Below are 12,031 nucleotides of genomic sequence, written 5' to 3'. Positions count from 1 at the left end.
GTCAGTCCGTTCGAGGGTCAGACCCACCAGCGGCGTCACTACACACATCATCACTGTCCGTTCACTCCAACCGCCCAGCGTCAGCGGTTCCTCGTCAGCGGCCTCTCGGCCGCAGGCACTGCCACCAGCGCCGACGCTGCCGCCAAGTGTCCCCACTCGGCGCGGTTCTGCTGCGCGAACACCTGCAGGCCCAATGCCAGCGTCTTCGACCGGTCCCGGCCGAGAGGAACGCCGAGGCGAACGCCACTTCGCTCCAGGCCATGATGAACAAGTAGAACGCCGTCACCGCCAACCCCGGCTTCGCCAGCGGCAGCACGAGAAGCCAGAACATCCCGAACAGCGACAGCCCGTCGACCCGCCAGGGCTCGTCGATCTCGCTGGGCATCCCGTCGAAGTAGCCCTTCAACAGGTAGGTGCGGAACGAGATCGCGGTGCTTGCAGCAGTACACCGGCACCAGTCCGAATACGCTGCCCTGCAGGCCAAGGGGCAGCAGGCTGTTGTACAGCGGCACGATCAGCACCGCGAACGGGAACATCTGCACCACCAGGAACGACGGCAGCAGCCAGTGCCGCCCCGGGAAGTGGGACCGGCTGGCGGCGTAGGCGGTGGTGGCCGCCAGCGGCACGCCGAGCACCGTCGTCAGCCCCGCGATGGGCACCGAATTGCCGAACCAGCTCCGGAATGCGCCCTTGGTGCTGGAGAGCACGTCCCGGTAGTTGTCCAAACTGGACCCGTTGAACAGCGTCGGGGTGGACTCGATCGCCTTGGCGTCCGGCCTGAACGACACCACGAGCATTTAGAACACCCCCGAGCCCCCAGAACACCGCGAGCACCCAGAACACCGGGAACACCAGAACACCGGGAACACCCAGAACACCGGGAACATCGCGATCAGCGAAGCGACGACCAGCGCCGCGTGCAAGCCGATGCTGGCTGCGGTGGATCTCCCAGGATCAGCACGCCGTAGGTGGAGGCGATCGCGTAGCGACACCAGCGCCAGGTCCGACTGCCCCAACCACACCTGCGCGGACAGCCCCACTGCGTCATGGCCGCGACCTTCAGCGGCCACAGCCACAACCCGCAGTACTCGGTGAACTTCCCCGCGACACACGATGTTCGCGGCAGAATCGCGAAATGTTGATCTTCTCGCCCTGTGTGGCGCGTGACTGCGGCGACGAACTCAGGATCCACCGAGAAACCCTGTTCTGCCCATCCGAGCACGATCACCAGGCAACACCCGATGATCACGGGCAACACCCGATGATCACGCCGACAGGCCGGTCAGTGTTCACGATGTCCTGAAACATCAACTGTTCACGATGTCCTGAAAAGACAGGCTGCTGTCACGACCCAAGGTGCTCACGAGTCCTGATCCGGCGGAACGGTCATCTGGTCCGGCCAGGAAAGCGAACGGCCCGTTCGCCTCGGTAGGTGAAGTGAACGGGCCGTTCGCTGCGCGGAGCCGTCAGAGGCGGACCGGGTAGTGGGGCTCCGGGACCTCGGGGGACAGGCGTCCCTCGACGAAGATCCCGTGCCACAGCATGAACACCAGCAGCGCCCAAAGGCGGCGGCTGTGGTCTAGCACGCCGGAGCGGTGCTCCTCCAGCAGCTGCAGCACCGCGGTGCGGTTGAGCAGGTGGTCCGTCTGGGACTGCTGGATGATGTTGCGCGCCCAGTCGTGCATCTCGTCGCGCAGCCAGTGCTTGATCGGCACCGGGAACCCGAGCTTGCGGCGGTTGATCACGTGCGCGGGTACCACCTGGTACATCGCCTGGCGCAGCGCGTACTTGGTGGTCTCCTTGGTGATCTTCTGCTCCAGCGGGATGCCCCTGGCGACCCGGAACACCTCCGTGTCCAGGAACGGCACCCGCAGCTCAAGCGAGTTGGCCATCGTCACCTTGTCGGCCTTGACCAGGATGTCGCCCCGCAGCCAGGTGAACAGGTCCACGTGCTGCATCCGGGTCACCGGGTCCCAGCCCGCCGACTGCCGGTACGGGTCGGCCGTGACGTCCTTGTGCGACACGCCCGGGTCAAAGCTGCGCATCACGCTGCGCAGCTGGTCGTCGCGGAAGATGCGCGCGTTGCCGTAGTAGCGCTCCTCCAGGCTCAGCGCGCCGCGCCGCAGCAGATCCTTGCCCCGCACGCCCTCCGGGATGGCGGTCGACACGCGGCCCATCGCCTTGCGCAGCGCCCCCGGCACCTTCTCGAACGGCGCCAGCGACAGCGGTTCCCGGTAGATCGTGTAGCCACCGAACAGCTCGTCGGCGCCCTCGCCGGAGAGCACCACCTTGACGTGCTGGCGGGCCTCCCGTGCGATGAACCACAGCGGCACCAGCGCCGGGTCGGCCACCGGGTCGTCCAGGTACCAGATGATCAGCGGCAGCGTCTCCATCATCTCCTCGGCGGAGACGGTGCGGACGACGTGCTTGACACCGATCGCCGCGGCGGACTCGGCGGCCACGTCCACCTCCGAGTAGCCCTGCCGCTCGAAACCGGTGGTGAAGGTGATCAGGTTCGGGTTGTGCTCCTTGGCCAGCGCCGCGATCGCCGTGGAGTCGATGCCGCCGGAGAGGAACGAGCCGACGGTGACGTCCGCGCGCATGTGCTTGGCGACCGAGTCGCGCATCACGTCGACGATCTCGTCGTGCAGCCGTCGCGCGTCGGCGTCGGTGTTGACCGGCCGGGACTGGAAGTTCGGCTGGAAGTACCGCTCGGTGACCAGCTGGCCGCCCGGGGAGACGGTGAACGAGGTGCCCGACTCGATGCGGCGGATCTGCCGGTGCAGCGACTCCGGCTCCGGCACGTACTGCAACACCAGGTAGTGCTGCAGCGCCTTGTGGTCCAGCTCCTCGCCGATGCCCAGCGTGCTCGCCAGGCTCAGCAGGCTCTTCTTTTCACTGGCGAACGCCACGCCACCCGGCCCGGCCGCGTAGAACAGCGGCTTGATGCCGAACGGGTCGCGCGCGCCGAAGACCACCTTGCGCTCGTTGTCCCAGATCAGGAACGCGAACATGCCGCGCAGCCGACCGACCACCGAAGTGCCCAGGTAGTGGTAGGCGGCGACGATCACCTCGGTGTCGCCGTCGGTGCTGAACCGGGCGCCGAAGCGCTCGATCAGCTCGGCGCGCAGCTCCAGGTAGTTGTAGATCTCACCGTTGAAGTTGATGGTGTAGCGCTGCGGGGTCTCCGGTGGGCCCCACGTCAACGGCTGGTGGGAGTGCTCCAGGTCGATGATCGACAGCCGGTTGAAGCCGAAGACGACCTCACCGCCGTGCCAGGTGTCGCTTTCGTCCGGGCCCCGGTGTCGTTGACACGGCAGCGCGTTGGCCACCGCGTTAACGGCGAAGCCGGCGTTCTCTTCGGTGGGACAAACAAGTCCAAGCAGGCCGCACACGCGTCTGGTGCACCTCTTCGAGTCGGCGGTCGTATTTCCAGCCCCCCACAGCTCGCACCAGTATGCCGTCCGTTCGCCCTCGCGCTGCACGCGCGGGGCGGCAATCCGGGCCGGGCCGCGATCTACGCCCCCGGAGCAGTATCGCGGCTACACCTGGGCTAGGCTCTGCGCAGGATTCCGGCGGCAGATCTCCGGCTTCGTCCGCGGACGAACGGCGATCACCAGGCCGCAGCGGTGAGTTTTGCACGAGGAGGCGTCGCGCAGTGGGCCTGAAGGAGGGGACCCGAGTGCCACGGCTGGTCAAGGTCGCTGGTCTGATCGGTCTGGTTGGTGTCGCGGCCACGGGCTGCACGACCGACGAGGTCCTGCGGTTCGGCTGGCCGGAGGGGGTCACCCCGCAGGCCGAGGCGATGCGGAACCTGTGGACCTGGTCAGTCATCGCGGCACTCGCGGTAGGTGTGATCGTGTGGGGGCTGATCTTCTGGACGGTCGCCTTCCACCGCAAGAAGAAGGGTGACGAGGAGCTGCCCCGGCAGTTCCAGTACAACCTGCCGCTGGAGCTGATCTACACGGCGGTCCCGTTCGTAATGGTGGTCGTGCTGTTCTACTTCACGGCCGTCACCCAGAACACCGTGCTGGCCAAGCCGGCCAACCCGGACCAGCGGGTGAACGTGGTCGCGTTCCAGTGGAACTGGGAGTTCAACTACCCCGGGTACAAGACCCCGGACGGGCAGCCGGTCCGCACCATCGGTAGCAGCAGCGAGATCCCACTGCTGGTCGTGCCGGTCGGCCAGCGCGTCGAGTACAACATCCGCGCGACCGACGTGATCCACTCGTTCTTCGTGCCGGAATGGCACTTCAAGCGGGACACCTTCCCGGACCCGGAGAAGAACAACCAGGACAACGTCTTCCAGAACACCGTCGAGCGCGAAGGTTCGTTCGTCGGCCGGTGCGCCGAGCTGTGCGGCACCTACCACTCGATGATGAACTTCGAGGTCCGGGCGCTGTCGACGGACAAGTTCGACCGGTACATGCAGCTGCGGACGCAGGCCAACCCGCAGACCGGCCAGCCGTACACCGCCGCCGAGGCGCTGGGCGCCATGAACTGCGGTGAGCTGTGCACCCCGCACGCGGTCACCGGTGTTCCGTTCAACACCGTCCGCACCGGCGGAGTGCCCTCAGGGCAGAGCGGGACCAAGTAGGGGTGCCCTCGGCAGGGCGTACGGCGTGAGAGCGAGGACTCCATGAAGGTCGAATCCAAGATCTTCAACTACATCACCATCTTCTTCTTCCTGTCCGCGATCGTGTACGGGGTCTGGGCCAAGGAGCCGGTCGGCACGGTGGCGCTGATCCTGGTCGGCGGCCTGTCTCTGATCATCGGCAGCTACTTCTCGTTCGTGGCGCGCCGCATCGAGGACCGGCCCGAGGACAACCCGGACGCGGAGATCAGCGACGGTGCCGGTGAGCTGGGCTTCTTCAGCCCGGGCAGCTACTGGCCGGTGGGCCTGGCGGCCTCCGCCGCCTTCGCCGGTCTGGCCCTGGCGTTCTTCCACGTGTGGATGATCGTCATCGCGGTCGGCTTCGTGCTGATCATGGTGGCCGGGCTGGTGTTCGAGTACCACACCGGTCAGAGCCACCACTGACGACGACACCGACCGCAGGCCCCCGAGTCCACCGGACCCGGGGGCCTGCGCGGTTTAAGATCTTCCAGTACCCCTGCAGCAGGAGGTTTTGCCGTGATCACCGCGATCGTGCTGATCCAGACCGCCGCCGATCGCCTCGCCGAGGCGGCCCAGGAGATCGCCGACCTGGACGGCGTCGACGAGGTCTATTCCTGCGCGGGCGATGTGGACCTAATCGCCATGCTGCGGGTGTCCCGCCACGAGGACCTGGCCGAGATCGTGCCCGGCCGGATCAACAAGATCGAGGGCGTCCTCGACACGGACACCCACATCGCGTTCCGCTCCTACTCCCGCAGGGACACCGAAGCGGCCTTCTCGATCGGCCTCGAAGAGGAGTGACCCCGCTCGGTTTCAGTTGAAACCGAGCGTCGCAACGCCTGACGGACCCGCAGTTTCAATTGAAACTGCGGGTCCGGTCGTTTCCGGTACCGGGTCAGGCGCGGAGGGCTGTGGAGCGCGCCGCCCAGCGGTCCAGGAGGTCCGCGGCGGCACCGGAGTCGACTGCGTTCGCCGCGCGTTCCAAACCGGCGTTGAGCTGGTCGCTTAGGTTCGTTCCGGGGCCGTCGTAGGCCGCCGCCGCGCCGGCCGCGTTCAGCAGCACAGCGTCCCGCACCGGGCCCGTGGCGCCGGCCAGGAGATCGCGGACCGCCTTCGCGTTGACCGTCGCGTCGCCGCCCTGAAGATCCTCCGGGCGGCTGCGGGCGATGCCGAACTCCTGCGGGTCGATCCGGTCCTCGCGGACCGCGCCGTCGTGCACCACCCACACCGTGCTGTCGGCAGTGGTCGTGATCTCGTCCATGCCGTCGTCGCCGCGCACCACCAGCGCGGAATTGCCGCGGGAGGCGAACACCTCGGCCACCACCGGCGCCATCCGGGAGTCGGCGCAGCCGATCAGGCCCGCAGCCGGGAGCGCCGGGTTGGTCAGCGGCCCGAGCATGCCGATCTCGCGCCGCGGGCCGCCCGCGTGCTTGAACGCCGGGTGGAACACCGGCGCGAAGCAGAACCCGATGCCGATCTCCTCGACGCAGCGCCGCACGCCCTCGGGCGCGAGGTCGATGGCCACGCCGAGCTCCTCCAGCACGTCCGCGGTGCCGCACTTCGACGACGCGGCCCGGTTGCCGTGCTTGACGACCGTGATGCCGGACGCGGCGAGCACGATCGAAGCCATTGTGGAGATGTTCACGCTGCCGGATCGGTCACCGCCGGTGCCGACGATGTCCACCGCGCGCTGCGTGATCTCCAACCGCCGGGCGTGCGCGAGCATCGCGTCGGCCATCCCGCGCACCTCGGCGGGCGTCTCGCCCTTGGCGCGGAGCGCGACCACGAACGCCGCGACCCGCGCGGGCGAGGCCTCCCCGGACATGATCAGGTCCATCGCCCAGGCGGTTTCCTCCGCGGCGAGATCCTCACCTGCGACCAGGCTGCCCAGCAGTCCTGCCCAGTTTCCCGCCAAGGTTCCCACGTTCTTCTCTCCGTCTTCAGCAAGCGGCGGCGGCCCGACACGGTGCAACGGACACCTCCACGAGCCGCGCGCCAGAGGACGCAGCGGCGGTGCCTCCTGAAAGGGGAGCGCGGACCGCGCCGCTGCGCAAATCATCCCGCAACGTTAGGTCAGGCGGGTACCGGCTTGCCCTGCGATCGCAGGACCTCGGCGACGGTTTCGGCCGCGGCCAGCGGGTCCAGCGGGTGTACCAGGACCGCGTCGGCCTGTGACCAGGTTGCCAGCCATCGGTCGTCCTTGCGGCGCACAGCGACCACCACCGGCGGGCACTGCGTGATCTCGTTCTTCAGCTGCCGGGATACGCCCATGCCGCCGGTCGGCTGCGCCTCGCCGTCCAGGATCACCAGGTCCGCGTGGCCCGCGTCGACCTCGCTGAGCACGTCCGCCACGGTCCCGGCCTCGATGTAGTGCAGCCGGGCGAGATCCGGGGCCGGTCGGCGCCCGATCGCTGTGATGATCGCCTCTCGGACCTCGGGGCGATGGCTGAACACGAGAACGTTCGTGGTCGGTGTGCTCATCACTAGCTCCTCGCGGGTCGGCGCAGGATGGGGCGGTGGGACCGCCGAACATCTCCGGATGCTATCCGCCCGACCGGGGCGAACAGTAGCCGCCCGGGCAAATCGATCAACCGGAAGTCGATCAGCTCGGGTCGGGCTGCAGGGCGTCCCAGCCGAAGGACTGACCGCCGTGGCGCTGGGCGAGCCCGGCCATCCGGGAACTCTCCTGTGAGCAATGCAATGCGTCGAGTTGCTGGACACGCAGCGCGATCAACGCGGTCAGGCCCGGCGCGGCGAGCTCGCCGCCCCGCCCACCTGGGCGGAGTTCCCAGCCGTCGGCGGCCAGCAGCACCCGGGCGGCCTCGATCGAATGATCCGGCAGGGCCAGGTGGTGGCGCAACACCGCAGGTAGTTCGGGCTGCCAGCGCTCGGAGCGGCCGAGGGCGGCCGAGGCTGCCTCGGTTTCGTCGAACGCGGTCACGACGACCTTCAGCGCGGGATCGCCGACGCTGATCACGGGCCTGCTGCGGGCCCTGCGGGCGGCCCGGAAGGCTGACCATCGCGCGTGGATACTTTTCACAGAGCGTTACCTCCCAGTTGCAATCCGAACACCCTGCGGCTGACGGCCGGACCCGAAGGCGCGAGGCGAAAACGTGCAAGACATAATGCGTCGCGTGACAACGGCAGCGCCCTCAATCAGTCAACGCGTGCACTCGCTGAACCGGCCGAACATGGTCAGCGTAGGCACCATCGTTTGGTTGGCCAGCGAGCTGATGTTCTTCGCTGGGCTCTTCGCCATGTTCTTCACGGTGAAGGCGCAGAACGAGGGCGAGTGGCCACCATCGCCCACCGAGCTGAACCTTCCGTACGCCCTCCCGTTCACGATCATTCTGGTGGCGTCCTCGTTCACCTGCCAGTGGGGCGTGTTCGCGGCGGAGCGGGGTGACGTCTTCGGCCTCCGCCGCTGGTACGTGATCACGCTGATCATGGGCACGGTCTTCGTGCTCGGGCAGGCCGGTGAGTACCACACGTTGGTCACCGAGCACGCGACGACGATCGCGTCGTCGGCTTACGGGACGGTCTTCTACATGACGACCGGCTTCCACGGGCTGCACGTCATCGGCGGGCTGATCGCCTTCATCTTCCTGATCATCCGGACGAAGCTCAGCAAGTTCACGCCGGCCCAGGCCATCGCCGCCATCGTGGTGTCGTACTACTGGCACTTCGTGGACATCGTGTGGATCGGCCTGTTCGCCGTGATCTACCTCGTCCCGTGATCGGCTTCTTATCACGAGGTCGAAACCGAACACCCCGAACCGGACAGCAAGGGTTGCCGCTCTCATGACCACCAACAAGAAACGGAACCGCGCGGGCTCGAAGCTTAAGCGGCGGATCTCCGGTGTACTGGCGTTGGGCATCGCGCTGGTGGGCGCTGGCGGGCTGTACACCGTCGTGACTCCCGAGCCGCAGACCGCGCACGCCGCTGCGGACCCGGCTCTGGTGAGGCAGGGCGAGCAGCTCTACAACAACGCCTGCATCTCCTGCCACGGCTCGAACCTGCAGGGCGTCCAGGACCGCGGACCGAGCCTGGTCGGCGTCGGCGAGGCCGCCGTGCACTTCCAGGTCGCCACCGGCCGGATGCCGATGGTGCGCCAGGAAGCGCAGGCGTTGCGCAAGCCCCCGAAGTTCAACCCGGAAGAGATCGACGCGCTGGCCGCCTACGTGCAGACCTACGGCGGTGGGCCGGAGTCGCCGAAGAAGACCGGCGAGGCGCTGCAGGGCAGCAATACCGCGCGCGGCGGCGAGCTCTTCCGGCTCAACTGCGCGTCCTGTCACAACTTCACCGGCCGCGGCATCGCGATGTCCTCCGGCAAGTTCGCGCCGAACCTGAACGAGGCCACCGAGCAGGAGATCTACGAGGCGATGCTCACCGGCCCGCAGAACATGCCGAAGTTCTCGGACCGGCAGCTGACGCCGGAGGAGAAGCAGGACATCATCGGCTACATCAAGTCGGTCACCAACGGCAACAACAACCCGGGTGGTAACGACCTGGGCGGCTACGGGCCCGGGCCGGAGGGTGTCATCGCCTGGGTGGTCGGGCTCGGCGCGCTGATCGGCCTCACCCTGTGGATCGGAGCCAGGGCATGAGTGAGCACAAGAAGGAATACACCGAGGCCGAACTGGCCGAGATGAGCCGCGACGAAAAGGTCCGGCTGGGCCTGGCGCTCGACGATGTCGAACTCGTCGAGTACCGGGACAACTTCCCGTTCTCGGGCACCCGGGCGGAGCGCCGGGCGGAGCGGGCGGTCGCCGCCTGGTTCACCCTCGCCGGGCTGTCGGCGCTGGCCTTCATCGCGGTCTTCGTGTTCTGGCCGTGGGGTTACGCGCCGCCGTCGGACGAGCGCGCGCACTTTATCTATTCGCTGTACAACCCGCTGATCGGTTTCTTCTTCGGCCTGGCGATCCTGGCCGTCGGCATCGGCGTCGTGCAGTACCAGAAGAAGTTCATCCCGCACGAGGTCGCGGTCCAGCAGCGGCACGACGGCCACGGCTCCGACGAGGTCGACCGGCAGACCACCGCCGCGCTGCTCGCCGACGCGGGCAACCGCAGTGGCATCACCCGCCGGTCGATGATCCGCCGCACCGCCGGCTTCGGTGCCGGTGCCTTCGGCGTCGGCGCGGGCGTTTTCGCGATCGGCGGCCTGATCCGCAACCCGTGGGCGACCGAGGGGCCGGAGTCCCTGAAGCACACCGGGTGGCTGTCGGAGAACGGCGAGAAGACCTACCTGCGCCGCAACACCGGCAACCCGCACGAGATCTCCCTGCTGCGGCCGGAGGACATCGACGCGGGTGGCTTCGAGACCGTCTTCCCGTTCCGGGAGTCGATGCGGCAGGACGAGCACGAGCTCGAAGCCTCGATGCGCAAGGGCGACGCGCCGGTCATGCTGATCCGGCTGCGCCCCGGCAGCAAGCCGGTCAAGCGCAAGGGCCAGGAAGACTTCAACTACGGCGACTACTACGCCTACTCGAAGATCTGCACCCACGTCGGCTGCCCGACCTCCCTGTTCGAGCAGCAGACCGGGCGCCTGCTCTGCCCCTGCCACCAGTCTCAGTTCGACGTGGTCAACACCTACGCCAAGCCGGTGTTCGGTCCGGCCACGCGGGCGCTGCCGCAGCTTCCGATCATGGTGGACGAGGACGGCTATTTCGTGGCCAAGGGCGACTTCATCGAACCGGTCGGCCCGGCGTACTGGGAGCGTAATTCATGAGTTCGATCACTCGACCGACAAAGGCGGAGAGCGCCACGTACCGCAAGGTGGCCACCGCCGCCGACGAGCTCGACTCGCGGTACCAGCTCGCCAAGGGCATGCGGCGCCAGCTGAACAAGGTCTTCCCCACGCACTGGTCGTTCCTGCTCGGGGAGATCGCGCTCTACACGTTCATCATCCTGATCGTGACGGGCGTCTACCTGACGCTGTTCTTCGACCCCTCTATGGAGGAGGTCGTCTACAACGGCGTCTACCGGAACCTCCAGGGCGTCCCGATGTCCCGGGCGTTCGAGACGACGCTGAACATCTCGTTCGAGGTGCGTGGCGGTCTGTTCATCCGGCAGCTCCACCACTGGGCGGCGCTGCTGTTCGTCGCGGCAATGGCGGCGCACATGTTCCGGGTGTTCTTCACCGGTGCGTTCCGCCGCCCGCGCGAGAGCAACTGGACCATCGGCGCCCTGCTGTTCATGCTGGGCATGTTCGAGGGCTTCTTCGGCTACTCGCTGCCGGACGACCTGCTGTCCGGCACCGGTATCCGGGCCACCCTGTCCGGCATCGTCCTGTCGATCCCGGTGCTCGGCACCTGGCTCCACTGGGCGCTGTTCGGCGGTGAGTTCCCGGGCACGGAGATCATCCCGCGGCTGTACGTGCTGCACGTGCTGGTGATCCCGGGCGTCATGCTCGGCCTCGTCGCGGTGCACCTGGCGCTGGTCTGGTACCAGAAGCACACCCAGTTCCCCGGGGTGCGGCGCAAGGAGAACAACGTCGTCGGCGTCCGGATCATGCCGACCTTCGCGCTCAAGGGCGGTGCGTTCTTCGCGCTGGTCACCGGCGTGTGCGCGATCCTGGCCGGCGTCTTCCAGATCAACGGGGTCTGGAACATCGGCCCGTACAACGCGTCCCAGGTGTCGGCGGCCTCGCAGCCCGACTGGTACCTGATCTGGGCGGACGGCATCCTGCGGATCTGGCCCGCCTGGGAGCTCTACATCGGCAAGTACACCGTGCCGCCGGTGTTCTTCGCGGGTGTCATCGGCATGGGCATCCTGTTCACACTGCTGATGACCTACCCGTTGATCGAGCGCAAGCTCAGCAAGGACAACGCGCACCACAACCTGCTCCAGCGGCCGCGTGACGCGCCGGTTCGGACCGGTCTCGGTGCGATGGCGCTGACGCTCTTCGGCGTGCTGATGATCTCCGGTGCGAACGACATCGTCGCGTTCCAGTTCAACATCTCGCTGAACGCGATGACCTGGGCCGGCCGCGTCGGCCTGCTGATCCTGCCGCCGATCGCCTACTACCTCACCTACCGGGTCTGCCTGGGCCTCCAGCGCAGCGACCGCGAGGTGCTGGAGCACGGCGTGGAGACCGGCATCATCAAGCGCCTGCCGCACGGCGAGTTCATCGAGCTCCATCAGCCGCTCGGCCCGGTGGACGACCACGGCCACCCGGAGGAGCTGCCCTACCAGGGCGCTCCGGTGCCGAAGAAGATGAACAAGCTCGGCGCGGCCGGCAGCCCGGTGGCGGGCAGCCTGCTCACCCCGGACCCGATCGAGGAGACCGCGGCGCTGGAGCGGGCGCGGCACGAGGACGAGGTCCAGCAGGCGGAGCGCGAGCTGACCGCTGGCAAGCCGCAGCAGCCCGCCGAGTAAGCGCGGTTCGATCGAGGCCCGGCCCCCGAGGGGTGCCG

The 12,031-nt window shown here is 67.6% G+C and carries 13 protein-coding genes; 7 read left to right on the top strand and 6 right to left on the bottom strand.

The annotated features are described in order from the left end of the window. Window positions 1–80: 80 nt before the first annotated feature. The 3 genes from SSPN_RS63250 to asnB all read right to left on the bottom strand — a co-directional run bounded on the left by SSPN_RS63250 (window position 81) and on the right by asnB (window position 3,395). A complete protein-coding gene (locus tag SSPN_RS63250; RefSeq protein WP_010695322.1) occupies window positions 81–797 on the bottom strand; it encodes a hypothetical protein in 717 nt (238 codons plus the stop codon). Then, window positions 798–1,070 carry a hypothetical protein gene (locus SSPN_RS59645; RefSeq protein ID WP_237710536.1) on the bottom strand — a complete coding sequence of 91 codons (273 nt, stop codon included), beginning with the start codon at window positions 1,068–1,070 and terminating at the stop codon, window positions 798–800. Window positions 1,071–1,466: 396 nt separating this feature from the next. Next, window positions 1,467–3,395 (bottom strand): asparagine synthase (glutamine-hydrolyzing), encoded by a 1,929-nt coding sequence (gene asnB, locus SSPN_RS0113050; RefSeq protein WP_010695320.1) that lies wholly within the window; start codon window positions 3,393–3,395, stop codon window positions 1,467–1,469. Between the two features lie 263 nt (window positions 3,396–3,658). Here asnB and ctaC point away from each other — a divergent pair, with 263 nt between their 5' ends. From ctaC to SSPN_RS0113035, 3 genes are all read left to right on the top strand, one after another. Continuing rightward, window positions 3,659–4,597: an aa3-type cytochrome oxidase subunit II gene (ctaC, locus tag SSPN_RS0113045; RefSeq protein WP_010695319.1), complete on the top strand. Its 939-nt coding sequence runs from the start codon at window positions 3,659–3,661 to the stop codon at window positions 4,595–4,597. A gap of 42 nt (window positions 4,598–4,639) precedes the next feature. Further along, window positions 4,640–5,038 carry a cytochrome c oxidase subunit 4 gene (locus SSPN_RS0113040; RefSeq protein ID WP_010695317.1) on the top strand — a complete coding sequence of 133 codons (399 nt, stop codon included), beginning with the start codon at window positions 4,640–4,642 and terminating at the stop codon, window positions 5,036–5,038. Between the two features lie 93 nt (window positions 5,039–5,131). Then, entirely contained in the window at window positions 5,132–5,416 is a 285-nt protein-coding gene (locus SSPN_RS0113035) for an Lrp/AsnC family transcriptional regulator (protein WP_010695315.1), read from the top strand. Window positions 5,417–5,510: 94 nt separating this feature from the next. Here the strand turns inward: SSPN_RS0113035 and trpD are convergent, their stop codons facing one another. The 3 genes from trpD to SSPN_RS0113020 all read right to left on the bottom strand — a co-directional run bounded on the left by trpD (window position 5,511) and on the right by SSPN_RS0113020 (window position 7,592). After that, a complete protein-coding gene (gene trpD, locus SSPN_RS0113030) occupies window positions 5,511–6,539 on the bottom strand; it encodes an anthranilate phosphoribosyltransferase (protein ID WP_029535286.1) in 1,029 nt (342 codons plus the stop codon). A 149-nt stretch (window positions 6,540–6,688) separates the two neighbouring features. Next, window positions 6,689–7,096, bottom strand: coding sequence for a response regulator (locus SSPN_RS0113025; RefSeq protein WP_010695312.1), 408 nt, complete (start codon window positions 7,094–7,096; stop codon window positions 6,689–6,691). Between the two features lie 121 nt (window positions 7,097–7,217). Beyond that, the gene (locus SSPN_RS0113020; protein WP_010695311.1) at window positions 7,218–7,592 is read right to left on the bottom strand and encodes a hypothetical protein; all 375 of its coding nucleotides are present in this window, start codon (window positions 7,590–7,592) and stop codon (window positions 7,218–7,220) included. 148 nt (window positions 7,593–7,740) lie between these two features. On the opposite strand from SSPN_RS0113020, the gene ctaE reads away from it, so the two are divergent. From ctaE to qcrB, 4 genes are all read left to right on the top strand, one after another. After that, a complete protein-coding gene (gene ctaE, locus SSPN_RS0113015; protein WP_083821697.1) occupies window positions 7,741–8,352 on the top strand; it encodes an aa3-type cytochrome oxidase subunit III in 612 nt (203 codons plus the stop codon). A 64-nt stretch (window positions 8,353–8,416) separates the two neighbouring features. After that, entirely contained in the window at window positions 8,417–9,223 is an 807-nt protein-coding gene (gene qcrC / locus SSPN_RS0113010) for a cytochrome bc1 complex diheme cytochrome c subunit (protein ID WP_010695309.1), read from the top strand. Beyond that, a complete protein-coding gene (gene qcrA, locus SSPN_RS0113005) occupies window positions 9,220–10,344 on the top strand; it encodes a cytochrome bc1 complex Rieske iron-sulfur subunit (protein ID WP_010695308.1) in 1,125 nt (374 codons plus the stop codon). Before qcrC ends, qcrA begins: the two co-directional genes overlap by 4 nt. Further along, window positions 10,341–11,993 (top strand): cytochrome bc1 complex cytochrome b subunit, encoded by a 1,653-nt coding sequence (gene qcrB / locus SSPN_RS0113000; protein ID WP_010695307.1) that lies wholly within the window; start codon window positions 10,341–10,343, stop codon window positions 11,991–11,993. Before qcrA ends, qcrB begins: the two co-directional genes overlap by 4 nt. Window positions 11,994–12,031 lie beyond the last annotated feature (38 nt).

It is taken from the genome of Saccharopolyspora spinosa NRRL 18395, from assembly GCF_000194155.1.
Taxonomy (GTDB): Bacteria; Actinomycetota; Actinomycetes; order Mycobacteriales; family Pseudonocardiaceae; genus Saccharopolyspora; species Saccharopolyspora spinosa.
The sequence above is the reverse complement of the archived record's forward strand: the minus strand, read 5'-3'. Positions and strand labels throughout refer to the sequence as shown.